We start from the raw sequence: 15,922 nt of genomic DNA on the forward strand, positions 1-15,922 counted from the left end.
GGCTGGCGACTTCTTCCGGGTCAGGCAGGCTTGGCGATGACGACGAACTGGTTCTCCGCGCGGCGCAGGAACTTCAGCAGCCCCTTGAAGCCGCCGAGCCCTTCCAGCAGGGAGAACAGCGGCAGCAGCCCGAGTACCGCGATGGGCTCCCACCACTTGCGCCGGCCGTGCACCGAGGCGATGGCGTTGAGCCGCAGTCCCTCCCAGTACGCCCAGATCACATAGGCGAAGCTGATGGACCACAGCACGACCACGGACTGGGTGACGGGCGAGGTGTTCATGTCGTTGATGAGCCAGGCCGCCAGCAGGATGGCGCCGATGTGCTGGAGGGGTCCGAGGATCCAGCTGGTGACACAGATGGTCATGAACCAGCGGTAGCGGAACGGCACCTCGCGGTTGAAGCAGAGTGCGACCAGGCCCCAGGCCCAGCGTTCGCGCTGCTTGACGAAGTCCTTCATATTGGCGGGGGAGGCCCCGTAGCAGCGGCCGTTGAACCAGTCGCTGCGGCCCGGGTAGAGGCGGCAGAAGGTGAGCGCGAGCCGGGCGTCCTCGACGATCTCCTTGGGACCGAAGTCCCAGCCGATCTCCGCCTCGATGGAGGCGCGGATCACCAGCAGCTCGCCATGGACCCCGGCGGCCGGGGTGCCGAGACCGGTGAAGGCGCGGAACCGGGCGATGTCGTCGGCCGGGCGGATGGCGTCGGCGAACCAGGTGAACATCGACACCGCGTTCTCGCGCGGGTAGGTCAGGATGCCCTGCGCCATGTGCTTGACCTCGTCGGGCGTGGCCCGGCGCTGGCGGTTGATGAACTGGGCGAGGGAGGCGGCGGTGTCGGGGCCGACGCCGGTGTCGTCGTCCATGTGCAGCACCCAGACGTTCTCCAGCGCCTCGCCCTCCTCGATGCGCAGCTCATGGGCGTAGTTGTTGGCGCGGGCCTTGAAGCGGGTGCCGTTCGGGGTCTGGTACGCCTTGGGCACGGTGACCACCCGGATCAGCGGGCTGGTCGCGGCCAGCGCGTCGATCTCGGCGGCGGCCTCGCACCCCTCCTCGGTGAGGATGTCGACCCGCATATACGGGAACCACTCGGGGAGAGACTCCACATAGGAGATAACGGAACGTTTCAGCGCGGGGAAGGTGTCATGCCGCCCGATGGTCGGCACCAGGGTGATCAGGAAGTCCTGCTCCACCGGTGCGGGCGGGGTCATCAGATGCGCCTTGCGCAGCCGCCGCCGGATCAGCATGAAACCCTGCACCGAGACCAGCACACCCGGCACGGGCAGCGCCCAGCAGATGGTGATCAGCCAGGCCAGCGGTGAGTCTGTCGGCCGGTACGACCACAGGCTGAAGAACAGCAGGATCAGCAGCGGGACGAAGAACGACAGAATCCCCGGCTTCCACGCAGCAGTGCGCTTGGCCAGCTTCTGGTTGGACCGCGACTGCGGCACTCCCCCGTTCACCAGTGACGATGCCATGTCGACTGCGGAACTCCCCTGAGATCGGTGGTGCGTTGAGGCAGCGACAGATCTCGGCCATGGCACACCGGAGCGTGCCATGGCGCATTCAAGCGGGTTCCCTGCCCCCCAACGCCTTCTTTGGCGCACTCGGCCCGATACCGCCCAGAAGCCCCCCCAGGCGCCCAAAGCTCAGGCCGAACAAGAGCACGATACTCGCATGTGTGCGTGGGCAATGAAACGGTTGCGGGGAATCTGTGCGAAAAATTGGGTCAGCGGAACGCTTGGGACGTGATCACGCGGGAAGAGTAGTACGTCCGTTTCACGTCCTCAGTAGGGTTTTTGAGCCACGGCTCAGAGAGGTTCTGATACGAGAGTGACTGTCCCCACACTGTCCACAGCACCCATGGTGTTTCGGCCAGTGTGTCGGGCTGGGCCGCGCTGAGCGGGACATGGAAGGACTCCGTGACCGCCCGGGGACGGCGGTAGCGCTCCAGCCCCCGGTACCACACCCCGGTCCAGGCGCCGCCGCCGAACGGCCGGGCCGGGCTGTCGCTGTAGTCGTCGACGCCGACGACATCGACGTACCGCCCGCCCGGGTAGTAGGCGCGGGGCTCATGGCCGTAGGTGCCGTCCCAGGAGTTCGGCGCCCAGACGAAGATCAGATGGTGCAGCCCGCGCCGGTGCACCAGGAAGTCGTACGTCAGCCGCCACAGCCGGTGGAAGGCCGCCGGGTCCTGGCCCGCCCACCAGAAGCCACGGCCCGGTGTGGTGTTCATCTCGTGGTATGGCCGCAGCAGCACCGGGACGCCCTGGTCGGCGAGGTGACCGAGGTGGTCGGCGAGGAACGCGAGGTCGAGCAGGAGGGCCTGGTGCTCGGTGGTGCCGGGGGTGATCACCCGCCGGAACCAGTCCGGGTCGGTGGCGCCGGGGGAGTTGCGGTGCATGGTCTGCCGGAACCCCTTGACCGGGCTGCCCGGGTAGGGCTGGTGGAAGGAGAAGCCGACCAGTCCCGAGGGTCCGCCCCCGTTCTCCGGCAGCGGTGCCGCGGCGCCGCCCGAGGAGCAGTCCCGCCGGACGGCGGCCGACTGTGGCAGCCCCGCCCACACGCCCACCGCCAGGTCCATGGCGTCATTGGTGTAGCCCCACATCCGGCGGCAGGACGGCCAGGCCCGGGAGTAGGGGCGGGCCTCGCCCACCGCCCAGCCCGGCTGGTCGTAGCCCGGCCCGAGATCCAGCTCCACGAACCCGGGCAGCCGGCCGGTGATGTCCCGCACCTTGCGGTAGTAGTAGCCCGGCGGCTTGGTCCCCGCGTAGTCGCCGTACCGCTTGTTGTACCGCTCGTTGTGCAGCTCCACATGCTGGCCGATCACCGTGCGGCTCGGTCGGCCGCGCCGGGCCGCGTTCTCCGCCCCGGCCAGCAGCGCGTACACCCTGCGGGCCTCGGCGGTGGCCTTCGGGTCGCGCTCGCGCAGGTCGGTGGGGACCAGTGCGGGTCCGTCCGGTCCGTCGGGGTCGTCGTCGGGCCAGGCCCACACCGCCAGGGGCGCCGCCGCCAGTGCCGCCGCCGACAGCAAGCCCACCCGGCCTCGCATCCGCATACGTCCGCCCCCTTTGTCCCGTCCGCTGTACCGGGGTGATTGTCACCCGGAGAGGAGCGGGGGCGACGGGCGGGCCGGTCCCCTGCGGGGGCGGCGGGCGGGACGGTTCCCTGCGGTGGCGGTGGCGGTGGCGGTGGCGGTGGCGGTGGCGGTGGCGGTCAGTCGGTCGTCGCCGCCGCCGACGCCTGGGCCTCGCCCCGGCGGCGGATCTGGCGGAAGGCGAACTCCGCCAGGTCGTCCCCGGTGGTGAAGACCGCGGTGTCCTTGGTGGTCACGTCCTTGCCGTCGGTGAACCCGGCGACCGTGAAGTAGGCGTAGCGGCCGTACGCGTTCGTCGTGGAGCGGCAGACCGCGGCGTTGCAGAACTGGTCGACCCCGCCGCCCGCCAGCGCGCTGACGATGCTGTCCGCGTCGGACTGCCCCTTGGCCCGGGTCGCCTGGGCCGCGCTGTCGAAGACGGCCACCCCGACCGTCACCGCGACCCCGTCCTTGACGTACGAGACCCGCATCAGCCGGGTGCAGTCGTTGTCGTTGAGGACCTTGGTCAGAGTGCCCTGGGCGGCCGAGGCGCAGTTGCTGGTGTCGGCCGTCGGGCCCTTCTTGTAGACGGTGTCGCCCATGGTCAGCTGGGTGCCGGGGAACAGGCTCTCCACGCTCAGCGGGGCCTTGTCCTTGGCCTTGCTGGCGATGAATTCCTCGGGGTCCAGCGGGGGCGGCGCGCTGGTCGGCTCGAACGACGGGGCCGGGCCGGAGCCGCTCGGGATGTCCGTCGTGGAGGGCAGCGGGGAGCCGGCGCGGTTCGGCGCGTCGCCGTCCCCGTTCGCGGACACCACGGCCACCGCCACCGCCGTACCGATGGCGATGGTGGCGAGGGCGCCGCCGCCGATGAACAGCAGCCGGCGTCGCTTGTTGCGTGCCTCGGACGCCTCGGCGAGGGCAGCCCAGTCGGGCGTCCCGTCGTCGCCGCCGCTGGTCCACGGCTGCTGGGAATGCGGTTTCCAGGGGTCCCACTGGGACGGGGGTCCCCCCTGCCCGTAGCTCATGGGCGGCATCTTAGACGGGCCGGGCGAACGGCCGACCCGTGTCAACGAGCCCTGTGACACCGGGCGTTCGGGCGCCCGGCCACCGTTTACCACCGGCAAATGAGACATCTGGGGGTGGTTCGGGGAGCGGAATGGCGTATTTCATCGCGCTGTGTGCTTGCGCAGTGACGATACGCGGTGGTAATAGGGCTCCGGGGAGTGAGGCGACTCTCGTTTTGACCCTCAAAAGCGGCCCAGGTATCCTGCTGGTTCGTTGTGTATTGGCTTGCTCACTCTCACGGGACGGGCCCTTACACCGGTCCACCGGGCCGATGACCAGCGAACCCCACCACGCGGTATGCGTCGCCGCAGCGGGTCCAGGCTGTCGTGATCGTTTCGGTGACCTTGTCAGGACCATTCACTCGAAGCGAAGGCTACGAACCGTGCGTACGTACAGCCCCAAGCCCGGCGATGTGACGCGCCAGTGGCACGTCATCGACGCTCAGGACGTCGTCCTGGGCCGTCTCGCCTCCACCACAGCGGCCATTCTCCGCGGCAAGCACAAGCCGATCTACGCGCCGCATGTCGACACCGGTGACTTCGTCATCATCATCAACGCCGACAAGGTGCACCTGTCCGGCAACAAGCGGACCCAGAAGATGGCGTACCGCCACTCCGGCTACCCGGGTGGTCTGCGCTCCGTCCGCTACGACGAGCTGCTCGACAAGAACCCCGAGAAAGCCATCGAGAAGGCCGTCAAGGGCATGCTCCCCAAGAACACCCTGGGCCGTCAGATGCTCACCAAGCTGAAGGTCTACCGAGGCGAGAACCACCCGCACGCTGCGCAGCAGCCGGTTCCGTTCGAGATCACCCAGGTCGCGCAGTAGTTCCGGCCACCCCCTAAGACTGAACAGAATCTGAGGAGCATCGTGGCCGAGACCACTGCCGAGCAGCCGCTCGAAGAGCTTGACATCGACAGCTACACCACCGAGTCCGAGGTCGTCGTGGAGGGTGAGTACACCTCCGAGTCCCTCGCCTCCGCCTTCGGTGACCCCCAGCCCGCCGCGGGCCTGGGCCGCCGTAAGAACGCCATCGCCCGTGTCCGGATCATCCCGGGCACCGGCAAGTGGAAGATCAACGGTCGCACCCTTGAGGACTACTTCCCCAACAAGGTGCACCAGCAGGAAGTCAACGAGCCCTTCAAGGTGCTGGAGCTCGAAGGCCGCTACGACGTCGTCGCCCGCATCGCCGGTGGCGGTGTCTCCGGCCAGGCCGGCGCCCTGCGTCTCGGTGTCGCCCGCGCCCTGAACGAGGCCGACGTCGACAACAACCGCGGCGCGCTCAAGAAGGCCGGCTTCCTGCGCCGCGACGACCGTGCGGTCGAGCGCAAGAAGGCCGGTCTGAAGAAGGCCCGCAAGGCCCCGCAGTACAGCAAGCGCTAGTCCGCAGGCTGGCTGCTCGTACTCCGAACGCCCCGACGGCACGCCACAGTGCCGCCGGGGCGTTCGTTTTCTCACAGACGCAGGCGTATAACGGCACAAGACGTTCAAAGGCTTGTGTGATCGGATGGCCAGGCATCGCAGGTATGTCTGGGAGGTGGGAGACGCGTGCGCGGGCCGCACCCGCACGGCTTCCGGTACTGACGCTTCCTCAGGAGGACAAGTGGGACGACTCTTCGGGACGGACGGCGTACGGGGCGTCGCCAACGCGGATCTGACGGCCGAGATGGCGCTCGGGCTGTCGGTCGCGGCGGCTCACGTACTGGCCGAGGCGGGCACCTTCGCGGGCCACCGGGCGACGGCCGTGGTGGGACGCGACCCGCGCGCGTCCGGGGAGTTCCTGGAGGCCGCGGTGGTCGCGGGCCTGGCCAGCGCGGGTGTGGACGTGCTGCGGGTGGGGGTGCTGCCGACCCCGGCGGTCGCCTATCTGACCGGCGCGCTCGGCGCGGATCTGGGTGTCATGCTCTCGGCGAGTCACAACGCCATGCCCGACAACGGGATCAAGTTCTTCGCCCGCGGCGGCCACAAACTCCCCGACGAGATCGAGAACCGGATCGAGTCCGTCTACGAGGAGCATCGCACCGGCGCCCCCTGGGACCGCCCGACCGGCGCGGGCGTCGGCCGGGTCCGGGAGTACGTCGAGGGCTTCGACCAGTACGTCGCCCATCTGATCGGTGTCCTGCCGAACCGGCTCGACGGGCTGAAGATCGTCCTGGACGAGGCGCACGGCGCCGCGGCCCGGGTGTCGCCGGAGGCGTTCTCGCGGGCCGGGGCCGAGGTGATCACCCTCGGTGCCGAGCCGGACGGGCTGAACATCAACGACGGCTGCGGATCGACCCACCTCGACCAGCTGCGGGCCGCGGTCGTGGAGCACGGCGCCGATCTGGGCATCGCGCACGACGGGGACGCCGACCGGTGCCTCGCCGTGGACCATACGGGTGCGGAGATCGACGGGGACCAGATCCTCGCGGTGCTGGCGCTGGCCATGCGGGAGCGGGACGCGCTGCGGTCCGACACCGTGGTGGCGACCGTGATGTCCAATCTGGGCTTCAAGCTGGCCATGGAGCGCGAGGGGATCGCGGTCGTGCAGACCGGGGTCGGGGACCGCTATGTCCTTGAGGAGATGAAGGAGCACGGGTTCGCCCTCGGCGGCGAGCAGTCCGGGCACGTCATCATCCTCGACCACGCGACGACCGGCGACGGGACGCTGACCGGGCTGATGCTGGCGGCGCGGGTGGCGCAGAGCGGGGTGTCGCTGCGCGAGCTGGCCAAGGTGATGGAGCGGCTGCCGCAGGTGCTGGTCAATGTGCCGGACGTGGACAAGGCGCGGGTCGGGTCGTCCGGGGACGTGGCGGCGGCGGTGGCCGAGGCGGAGCGGGAGCTGGGGGTGAGCGGGCGGGTGCTGTTGCGGCCGTCCGGGACGGAGCCGCTGGTGCGGGTGATGGTGGAGGCGGAGGATATCGAGCAGGCTCGGTCTGTGGCGGGGCGGTTGGCTGATGCGGTGAAGTCTGCGCTTGGGTGAGACCAGGGGCGGGTTCGTTGTGGGGGGCTGTGGTTCGTTGCGGGGTGCGGGTTGTGTGTGGCTGGTCGCGCAGTTCCTCCCCCAGAGGGGGTACCCCCAGCGCCCCTGAGGAGTTGCCCGTGCGCCCCTGAAATCGGGCCCGGCGCTTTTTAGGTGCGTTTCGTTACCCGTCTTCTGGCCCAGAAGCATTTTTGGGCCAGGAGGGTTGTTGTGCCTGCCAGGGTGATGGCCAGGAGGTTCAGGAGGAGCTGTTCCGTGGAGCCCCAGGTCTGGGCGGGGTCGCCGTAGGCGAAGGCGACCGCGGCGTTGGCGGCGGCCGGGATCGTGGTGACCGAGATGGCGACGCCGACCAGGGCGCCGGACTTCGCCGAGGTCAGGGAGAGGGTGCCGGCGGCGCCCGCCAGGACCGCGACGACGAACGAGAACCAGTCGGGGGCGTAGACGAACCCGGTCTGGGGGCGGGCGCCCTCCAGTTGTTCGCGGGTGAACAGGCCGACCGCGTCCATGAAGACGCTGAAGCCGACCGTCACCGTCATGGCCACCACGAAGCCGACCAGCAGGGCGATCAGGGAGCGGGCGGCGAGCCGCGGCTCGCGCTGCACGATCGAGGTGGAGATCCCGGCCAGCGGGCCGAACTCCGGGCCGACGGCCATCGCGCCCACGATCAGGATCGCGTTGTCCAGCACCACACCACAGGCCGCGATCATCGTGGCCAGCGTCATGAACGCCAGATAGGTGATGGAGAGCGTGGACTCCTCGTGGGTGGCGTCGGTGAGGTGCTCCCACAGGACCGCGTCGGCGGCCTCGCCGGGGGCTTCCTCCTCGGCCTTGGTGCCCCGCTTGGACAGGGACAGGTCGATGTTCTCGACCGAGATCGAGCCGGTGTCCTCGATGCCCAGTTCCTGGAGGCCGGTGAGGAGTCCGTCACCGGCCTCGCGGGCGACGTCGCACATCACGACATCGCCGCGCGGGTTGCGGGCGGCGCCCTCCATCACCACGACATGGGTGGTGCCGACGGTGTTCTCGATCAGCCGGATGACGTCGGCGGTCCGGTCGGGCGGGGTGATCAGGCGCAGATGCAACAGCATGACGCCTTTTTAACAGGCGTCCCGCCGGGGCACTCACAGCTTGCGCAGGCTGAGACGCCGCACCTTGTGGTCGGGGCCCTTGCGGATGATGAGGGTGGCCCGGCCCCGGGTGGGCGCCACGTTCTCCATCAGATTGACCTTGTTGATGGTCCGCCAGGTGGTGCGGGCGTAGTCGAGCGCCTCCTCCTCGGAGACCTGGGTGTACTTGCGGAAGTACGAGGACGGGTTCTGGAAGGCGGTCGCGCGCAGCTTCGTGAAGCGGTTGAGGTACCAGCGCTCGATGTCCTCGGCGCGGGCGTCGACGTACACACTGAAGTCGAAGTAGTCGGCGAGGCCGACGCGGGTGCGGCCGTCCTTGCCGGGCAGGGCGGGCTGGAGGACGTTCAGGCCCTCGACGATCAGGATGTCCGGGCGGCGGACGACGAGCTTCTCACCGGGGACGATGTCGTACTTGAGGTGGGAGTAGACGGGGGCGGTGACCTCGTCCTTGCCCGCCTTGATGTCGGCGACGAAACGGGTCAGGGCGCGGCGGTCGTAGGACTCGGGGAAACCTTTCCGCGCCATCAGTCCCCGGGTCTCCAGCTCCTTGGTGGGTAGCAGGAAGCCGTCCGTGGTGACCAGCTCGACGCGCGGGTGCTCGGGCCAGCGGGACAGCAGGGCCTGGAGGAGCCGGGCGACGGTGGACTTGCCTACGGCGACGGACCCGGCGACCCCTATGACGAACGGGGTGCCGGACTGGGAGCCCTGTTCGCCGAGGAAGGTGTTGAGGGCGCCGCGCAGGCCGTCGGCGGCGCGGACGTAGAGGTTGAGCAGCCGGGAGAGCGGGAGGTAGATGTCCCGGACCTCGTCCAGGTCGATGACATCGCCGAGGCCGCGCAGCCGTTCGACCTCCTCGGCGGTGAGGGGCAGCGGCGTCTTGTCGCGCAGGGCGCTCCACTCGGCGCGGGTGAGGTCGACGTAGGGAGTCGCCTCCGGGCGCGGCCGGTGGGCGCTCCGGGGGGTCGAGGAGACCGGAGAGATCACAGTCCATTGTTACGGGAGTTTGAACGGGGGGTGGGGTGGGGTGCGTCACGTGGGTGAGCGAGGGGAGGAGGGGGAGGGGGGGAGGGGGGGCTGTGGATCGGCGGGGGCGTTCGTACCACCGTGGGAATTTCTGATTTCGGGCACGGTGTGGCCCTTTGGGGAGGGATGTCGATCGTAGGGTGCGGGGTATGTGCGGAATTGTGGGTTATGTGGGGCCGCAATCGGCTCTCGATGTGGTGATGGCCGGTCTGAAGCGGCTCGAATACCGGGGATACGACTCGGCGGGCGTCGCGATTCTCGCGGACGGGGGGCTCGCGGGCGCGAAGCGGGCCGGGAAGCTGGTGAACCTGGAGAAGGAACTCGCCGAGCGGCCGTTGCCGAGCGGGGCGACGGGGATCGGGCACACCCGGTGGGCCACGCACGGCGGGCCGACGGACGGGAACGCGCATCCGCATCTCGACAACGCCGGGCGGGTGGCGGTGGTCCACAACGGGATCATCGAGAACTTCGCCGCGCTCCGTGCCGAGCTGGCGGACCGGGGGCATGTGCTCACCTCCGAGACGGACACCGAGGTGGTGGCCCATCTGCTGGCCGAGGAGTTCTCCTCCTGCGCGGATCTGGCGGAGGCGATGCGGCTGGTGTGCGGGCGGCTGGCGGGGGCGTTCACCCTGGTGGCGGTCCACGCGGACGCGCCGGACGTGGTGGTGGGGGCGCGCCGGAACTCACCGCTGGTGGTCGGGGTGGGGGAGGGGGAGACGTTTCTCGCCTCGGATGTGGCCGCGTTCATCACGCACACCCGTGCGGCGATCGAGCTGGGCCAGGACCAGGTGGTGGAGCTGCGCCGGGACGGGGTGCGGGTGACCGGCTTCGACGGCCGCCCCGCCGAGGTCCGCTCGTACCACGTCGACTGGGACGCCTCCGCCGCGGAGAAGGGCGGCTACGACTACTTCATGCTCAAGGAGATCGCCGAGCAGCCGAAGGCGGTCGCCGACACGCTGCTCGGGCGGATCGACGCGGAGGGGTCGCTGACGCTGGACGAGGTGCGGATTCCTGCGGGGGATCTGCGGGAGATCGACAAGGTCGTCATCGTGGCGTGCGGGACGGCGTTCCATGCCGGGTTGATCGCGAAGTACGCGATCGAGCACTGGACGCGGATTCCGTGCGAGGTGGAATTGGCGAGTGAGTTCCGCTACCGCGATCCGATTCTCGGCGCGCGTTCCCTGGTGATCGCCATCTCCCAGTCCGGGGAGACGATGGACACGCTGATGGCGGTACGGCACGCGCGGGAACAGGGCTCGAAGGTACTGGCGATCTGCAACACGAACGGTTCGACGATTCCGCGGGAATCGGACGCGGTGCTGTATACGCACGCGGGGCCGGAAGTGGCGGTGGCGTCGACGAAGGCGTTCCTCACGCAATTGATCGCCTGCTATCTGGTCGCGCTGTATCTCGGCCAGGTGCGGGGCACGAAATGGGGCGACGAGATCCAGGACGTCGTCCGGGACCTGTCCCGGATCTCGGGCGCGGTGGAACGCGTCCTGGAGACGATGGAGCCGGTACGGGAACTGGCGCGCACGCTGGCCGACAAGAACACGGTGCTGTTCCTGGGGCGGCACGTGGGCTATCCGGTCGCCTTGGAAGGCGCGCTGAAGCTCAAGGAACTCGCCTATATGCACGCGGAGGGCTTCGCGGCGGGCGAGCTGAAGCATGGGCCGATCGCGCTGATCGAGGACGATGTGCCGGTGGTGGTCGTCGTCCCGTCCCCGCGTGGCCGCTCCGTCCTCCACGACAAGATCGTCTCCAACATCCAGGAGATCCGCGCGCGAGGCGCCCGGACGATCGTCATCGCGGAGGAGGGCGACGAGGCGGTGACGCCGTACGCCGACCACCTGATCCGCATTCCGGTGACGCCGGTGCTGTTGCAGCCTGTGGTGGCGGCGGTGCCGTTGCAGGTGTTCGCGTGCGAGTTGGCTACGGCGAGGGGGAACGAGGTGGATCAGCCTCGGAATCTGGCGAAGTCGGTGACGGTGGAGTAGGGGTCCGCCGGTTTGAGGGCGGTTATGAAGGTGGAGAAGGCTCCGGTCGGGAAGGTGAGGATGGCTCCGGCCGGGGTTTTCGAATCACGGATGGCTATATGGTCCGAGCGGGTCGCGATCTCGACACATGCATTGCCCGAGCCGCCGCCGGAGTAGGAGGACCTACGCCAGATGTCCAGTGCGGTCATGGTGTGCCTCAAAGTTCCTTCGTCAGCGTGTGGATGAAGTCGCGGGACCGATGAGGGCTGAGTGACGCATCCTCAAGTTTATGGAAAAGTGTTCGAAATTGATGGAGCTGGTCTTCGTCGTTGATGAATCCCGCCCTGAAGGGGGCGTCGCGGACGACGGTGTCGAGTTGAGGAACGGCTCCGCCCGCATAGCTCATCGCACTCCCGGCCCCGCCGAAGCCGTCCAGGTCGAATGGGATCACTCGCACGGTGATGTGGGGAGCCTCGGAGAAGCCCAGGATGCGCGAGAGTTGGCCGCGTGCAGCCGTGCGATCACTGACTCTGATGCGTAGTGCCGCTTCGTGGATGATCGCTATGTAGGGGGTTGGATCGGCTCGCTCGATGATGGTGCGGCGCTTCATGCGGTGCTGCACCCAGCGCTCGACCACGTTCTCGGAGATCGTCGGGTTGACGTAGGAGAAGAGGGCGTGAGCGTACGCCTCGGTTTGTAGCAGTCCTGGAATGTGGAGGATTTCCACGTCCTGGCGGTACTTCGCGTGGTGTTCCAGTTCGGCGAGATCCAGAAACTCTGTGTCCACTTGACCGCGATCCTCCTCCCACCAGCCCCGTGAGCGGTCCGTAGCCATGGCTACCAGCCCGCCGATCAACCCCTCGTCGGCGCAGCCGTAGATCGCCGCCATGCGTCGAAGCCGTTGCTCGCTCACCCCCGAGGTGGCCAACTCGATCTGGCTGATCTGTACCGAGTTCACTCCGAGGGACGCCGCTGCCTCCCGGGCGCTCAGGCCGGCGGCATCCCGCAGCCTGCGGAGTTCGGTCGCCAAACGCAGTTGTCGTGCCGTTGGCTCACGTTTGGTGGCCATCGCTGATCCCTCCTCCAACGCGCCTTCTTGCGCGGCTCGTTCGGAGTGAGATTACGCGATGGACTTGCGTCGCCTTAAATCTAAGCTCTACCGTTGGTGACGCAACGCCTACTCTGCGGATTCCCGGAGATGTCGGAAGTGCACCGCTCTGCCCTGCCCTAGGTGGACGCGGCGATGACACCGGCACGGCACCGATTCGGGTCCGCCACCCCCCACCCCGAACGGAGTTGCCCCATGCCCGAAATCGAACCCGAGCCATGGGAGTACTCGCTCACCCTCCCCAACGACCTCCGCGCCGTCACCGTCAGCCGCCGCACCCTCCGCCTGATCCTCACCGCACACGGACTGATCCACCTCACCGACCTCGCGGAACTCCTCGCCGCCGAACTGGTCTCCAATGCCGTCCGGCACACCAAAGGACCCGTGGTCATGGGCGTGCACTGGTCGGACGGGGTCCTGTGGATCGGAGCCTGGGACTGCGACCCCGCATCCCCACAACCCGCCTGCCCGGCGGAGCCACTCGCCGAGGACGGACGCGGCCTCGTCCTCATCTGGGCCTGCGCCGACGGCTGGGGCTGGCGCCCGGCCGAACGAAACGGCGGACCCGGCAAGGTCGTCTGGTGCGAACTGGCCGCGGCGGCGTGAACGATTTTTCGCCCCTCGAAAGGGTGAACGCACCCTGATCGCCTGGCACTTCAGCCCCTCGACCCACCAAGGTTGCACATATGGTCACATCAGCCCATGAAGGCATGCACCGGATCTTCCAGGAGCGGCCTGAGATCCTCACCCCCGTCTTCGACCTGCTGGGCATCGAATTACCCCAGAAGTCGACGGTGGAGGCGATCGTCTCCGACGCCACCGAGAACCGGCCGCTCGCCCGCTACGTCGACACCGTGCTGCGGGTCACACCCGCCGACGGCGACGCGTTTCTCCTGGCCGTCGAGTCACAGGAGAAGCGCAACCCCAAGAAGGAAGTGAGCTGGCCCTACTACGTCTCCTATCTCCAGTCCAAGTACGACCTGCCCGTCCTGCTGCTCGTCGTCTGCCGCGACCGCGCCACCGCCAAGTGGGCCACCGGCCCCTTCGCCTGCGAAGCCCGTGGCTGGACAGCCCAGCGGACCTACCCCCTGGTGGTCGGGCCGGACAACGTTCCGATGATCACCGATGAGCGCACGGCCGCCGAGAAACCGGCGATGGCGGCCTTCGCGGCGCTGACCCACGCCAACAACCCACGTGTCGAGGCCATACTGGAAGCGTTGGCCCGTGGCTCCAAGGGCCTGTCTCTTGAGGACTCCGACTTCATCGTCCAGTTCCTGGACGCCGCCCTGGGTAACTCTCCCGCCGGAGACAAATGGAGGAATTTCATGGGATTCATCAACTACTTCCCCGGCCGCGGCACCGTCATGGAGCGCGCCTACCTGGAGGGCAAGGAAGAAGGCAGGGAAGAGGGGATGGCCGAGGGCGCCGCCAAGGGTGTCCTCCGTGTCCTCGAAGTCCGGGGGCTCACCGTCTCCGACGACCTCCGCGCCCGTATCACCGCCTCCACCGACCTCCCCCTCCTCGCTCGCTGGCTCGACCTCGCCGGGACCGTCGAGACGGTGGAGGAGCTGTTCGAGACCGGGACGGACGGGTCGCCCGACGCCCCCTGACCAACCCCCCGGCGTTCACGCGGGCCGTCGTAAAGTGCCCGCGTGAGCATCATCGGAGTCGGGATCGACGTCGCCGAGATCGAGCGGTTCGGGGCGTCCTTGGCGCGGACTCCCGGGCTGGCCCGGCGGTTGTTCGTGGACAGTGAGCTGCTGTTGCCCAGTGGGGAGCGGCGCGGGGTCGCCTCGCTCGCGGCGCGGTTCGCGGCGAAGGAGGCGCTGGCCAAGGCGCTCGGCGCGCCCGCCGGGCTGCACTGGACGGACGCCGAGGTGTATGTCGAGGAGAGCGGACAGCCCCGGGTGCGGGTCAAGGGGACCGTGGCCGCCCGTGCCGCCGCGCTCGGTGTGCGGTCCTGGCATGTGTCGCTCAGTCATGACGCCGGTGTCGCGTCGGCCGTCGTCATCGCCGAGGGGTGATCCGTCCCACCCGGTGACGCGCTGCGCCGTCCGGCCGTTCACGAGAGACTCGACCGTATGCGTACTGCGTACAGCGTGGAGACCGTCAGGGCCGCCGAGCGGGAGTTGATGGCGCGGGTTCCCGAAGGGGCGCTCATGCAGCGGGCCGCCGCCGGGCTGGCCGTCGCGTGCGCGGAGTTCCTCGGGCGGGTCTACGGCAGCCGGGTCGCCCTGCTCATCGGCAGCGGGGACAACGGAGGGGACGCGCTGTACGCCGGGGCGCGGCTCGCCCGGCGTGGGGCTGGAGTCACCGCCGTACTGCTCTCGCCCGAACGGGTTCACCGGGCCGGGCTCGCCGCGCTGCGGCGCAGCGGTGGGCGGGTCGTCCATGGTGGCGACGGGGTCGCCGTCGTGGAGCGGGCTCAGCTCGTCGTGGACGGGATCGTCGGGATCGGGGGGAAAGGGGGGCTTCGGCATTCCGCCGTGCCGCTTGTCCAGGCCGCCGCTCGGTCCCGCGCCGGGGTCGTCGCCGTCGATCTGCCCAGCGGTATCGACGCCGATACCGGCGAGGTGCGTGGCAGCGCCGTCCGGGCCGATCTCACCGTCACCTTCGGGACGCACAAACCCGGGCTGCTGATCGATCCCGGGAGAGGGTACGCCGGGTCCGTGCGGCTCGTTGATATCGGGCTGGCGCAGACGCTCCCCGATGTGCCTCTTCTGGAGGCGCTTCAGCATCGGGACGTGCGGGGGCTGCTGCCGCTGCCTGGTGCCGAGAGTGACAAGTACCGGCGTGGGGTCGTCGGTGTGGCCGCCGGGTCCGGGCGGTATCCGGGGGCCGCCGTCCTCGCCGTCGCGGGCGCGTTGCGCGGCGGCGCCGGGGCCGTGCGGTATGTCGGGCCCGCCGCGGATGCTGTCATCGCGCGGTTCCCCGAGGCGCTCGTCTCCGATCGGGGGCCCGCGCACGCCGGGCGGGTGCAGGCGTGGGTCGTCGGGCCGGGCGTGGGGGAGGAGGCCGGGGCGGTCGGGGAGGTCGTCGCCGCCGATGTGCCCGTCCTCATCGACGCCGACGGGCTGCGGCTCGCCGACCCCGCCGCCGTACGGGCCCGCCGGGCGCCCACCCTGATGACCCCGCACGCCGGGGAGGCAGCGGCGCTGCTGGGCGTGGCCCGTGAGGAGGTCGAGGCGGCCCGGCTGGCGGCGGTCCGCGAACTCGCCGGGAAGTACGCGGCGACCGTGCTGCTCAAGGGGTCCACGACGCTGGTCGCCGACCCGGGCCGGGGAGCCGTCGCCGTACGGGTCAACTCCACCGGTACCGGATGGCTCGCCACCGCCGGGAGCGGGGACGTGCTGTCGGGGCTCGCCGGGTCGCTGCTCGCGGCGGGGCTCGACGCACGGGACGCCGGGAGCGTGGCCGCGTATCTGCACGGGCTCGCCGGACGGTTCGCGGCGGACGGGGCGCCGGCCGGGGCGCACGACGTGGCGGACGCCATCCCGGGGGCCTGGCGGGACGTACGGGAGTGAGCGGCCCCGCCCTTTGGTCGCCCCGATCCTGAGCCGCTCCGCCGCCGTACCCCCCTCTGAGACACTGGG

15 protein-coding genes are annotated in these 15,922 nt (G+C 69.4%); 8 read left to right on the top strand and 7 right to left on the bottom strand.

Annotated features, from left to right (window positions below):
* Positions 1–20: 20 nt before the first annotated feature.
* From AB0D49_RS02670 to AB0D49_RS02680, 3 genes are all read right to left on the bottom strand, one after another.
* Positions 21–1,472, bottom strand: coding sequence for a glycosyltransferase family 2 protein (locus AB0D49_RS02670; protein ID WP_362749534.1), 1,452 nt, complete (start codon positions 1,470–1,472; stop codon positions 21–23).
* A gap of 251 nt (positions 1,473–1,723) precedes the next feature.
* Entirely contained in the window at positions 1,724–3,052 is a 1,329-nt protein-coding gene (locus AB0D49_RS02675) for a glycosyl hydrolase (RefSeq protein WP_362749537.1), read from the bottom strand.
* A gap of 158 nt (positions 3,053–3,210) precedes the next feature.
* Positions 3,211–4,095, bottom strand: a complete 885-nt coding sequence (locus AB0D49_RS02680; RefSeq protein WP_362749540.1) for a hypothetical protein — start codon at positions 4,093–4,095, stop codon at positions 3,211–3,213.
* Between the two features lie 422 nt (positions 4,096–4,517).
* Here AB0D49_RS02680 and rplM point away from each other — a divergent pair, with 422 nt between their 5' ends.
* The 3 genes from rplM to glmM all read left to right on the top strand — a co-directional run bounded on the left by rplM (position 4,518) and on the right by glmM (position 7,095).
* The gene (rplM, locus tag AB0D49_RS02685) at positions 4,518–4,961 is read left to right on the top strand and encodes a 50S ribosomal protein L13 (RefSeq protein WP_362749543.1); all 444 of its coding nucleotides are present in this window, start codon (positions 4,518–4,520) and stop codon (positions 4,959–4,961) included.
* 42 nt (positions 4,962–5,003) lie between these two features.
* Positions 5,004–5,516 (top strand): 30S ribosomal protein S9, encoded by a 513-nt coding sequence (gene rpsI, locus AB0D49_RS02690; protein WP_362749546.1) that lies wholly within the window; start codon positions 5,004–5,006, stop codon positions 5,514–5,516.
* Between the two features lie 220 nt (positions 5,517–5,736).
* A complete protein-coding gene (gene glmM / locus AB0D49_RS02695) occupies positions 5,737–7,095 on the top strand; it encodes a phosphoglucosamine mutase (RefSeq protein WP_362749549.1) in 1,359 nt (452 codons plus the stop codon).
* Positions 7,096–7,244: 149 nt separating this feature from the next.
* On the opposite strand, the gene AB0D49_RS02700 is transcribed toward glmM, so the two are convergent.
* Together AB0D49_RS02700 and coaA are read right to left on the bottom strand one after the other, a co-directional pair.
* Positions 7,245–8,180 carry a DUF389 domain-containing protein gene (locus AB0D49_RS02700; protein ID WP_362750713.1) on the bottom strand — a complete coding sequence of 312 codons (936 nt, stop codon included), beginning with the start codon at positions 8,178–8,180 and terminating at the stop codon, positions 7,245–7,247.
* Positions 8,181–8,216: 36 nt separating this feature from the next.
* Positions 8,217–9,206 carry a type I pantothenate kinase gene (gene coaA / locus AB0D49_RS02705; protein ID WP_362749552.1) on the bottom strand — a complete coding sequence of 330 codons (990 nt, stop codon included), beginning with the start codon at positions 9,204–9,206 and terminating at the stop codon, positions 8,217–8,219.
* A 188-nt stretch (positions 9,207–9,394) separates the two neighbouring features.
* Here coaA and glmS point away from each other — a divergent pair, with 188 nt between their 5' ends.
* Positions 9,395–11,242 carry a glutamine--fructose-6-phosphate transaminase (isomerizing) gene (gene glmS, locus AB0D49_RS02710; RefSeq protein ID WP_362749555.1) on the top strand — a complete coding sequence of 616 codons (1,848 nt, stop codon included), beginning with the start codon at positions 9,395–9,397 and terminating at the stop codon, positions 11,240–11,242.
* Here glmS and AB0D49_RS02715 read toward each other — a convergent pair.
* Both AB0D49_RS02715 and AB0D49_RS02720 read right to left on the bottom strand, forming a co-directional pair.
* Positions 11,203–11,430: a DUF397 domain-containing protein gene (locus AB0D49_RS02715; protein WP_362749558.1), complete on the bottom strand. Its 228-nt coding sequence runs from the start codon at positions 11,428–11,430 to the stop codon at positions 11,203–11,205. The genes glmS and AB0D49_RS02715 overlap by 40 nt on opposite strands.
* A gap of 8 nt (positions 11,431–11,438) precedes the next feature.
* Positions 11,439–12,290: a helix-turn-helix transcriptional regulator gene (locus tag AB0D49_RS02720; RefSeq protein ID WP_362749561.1), complete on the bottom strand. Its 852-nt coding sequence runs from the start codon at positions 12,288–12,290 to the stop codon at positions 11,439–11,441.
* A gap of 234 nt (positions 12,291–12,524) precedes the next feature.
* Here AB0D49_RS02720 and AB0D49_RS02725 point away from each other — a divergent pair, with 234 nt between their 5' ends.
* From AB0D49_RS02725 to AB0D49_RS02740, 4 genes are all read left to right on the top strand, one after another.
* The gene (locus tag AB0D49_RS02725; protein ID WP_362749564.1) at positions 12,525–12,935 is read left to right on the top strand and encodes an ATP-binding protein; all 411 of its coding nucleotides are present in this window, start codon (positions 12,525–12,527) and stop codon (positions 12,933–12,935) included.
* Positions 12,936–13,015: 80 nt separating this feature from the next.
* On the top strand, positions 13,016–13,939 hold the full coding sequence (locus tag AB0D49_RS02730; protein ID WP_362749567.1) for a hypothetical protein: 924 nt from the start codon (positions 13,016–13,018) through the stop codon (positions 13,937–13,939).
* Positions 13,940–13,981: 42 nt separating this feature from the next.
* Positions 13,982–14,353 carry a holo-ACP synthase gene (locus AB0D49_RS02735; RefSeq protein ID WP_362749570.1) on the top strand — a complete coding sequence of 124 codons (372 nt, stop codon included), beginning with the start codon at positions 13,982–13,984 and terminating at the stop codon, positions 14,351–14,353.
* 57 nt (positions 14,354–14,410) lie between these two features.
* On the top strand, positions 14,411–15,853 hold the full coding sequence (locus AB0D49_RS02740) for an NAD(P)H-hydrate dehydratase (protein WP_362749573.1): 1,443 nt from the start codon (positions 14,411–14,413) through the stop codon (positions 15,851–15,853).
* The last annotated feature ends 69 nt before the right edge of the window (positions 15,854–15,922 follow it).

The organism is Streptomyces sp. NPDC048290, assembly GCF_040652095.1.
Lineage (GTDB): Bacteria > Actinomycetota > Actinomycetes > Streptomycetales > Streptomycetaceae > Streptomyces.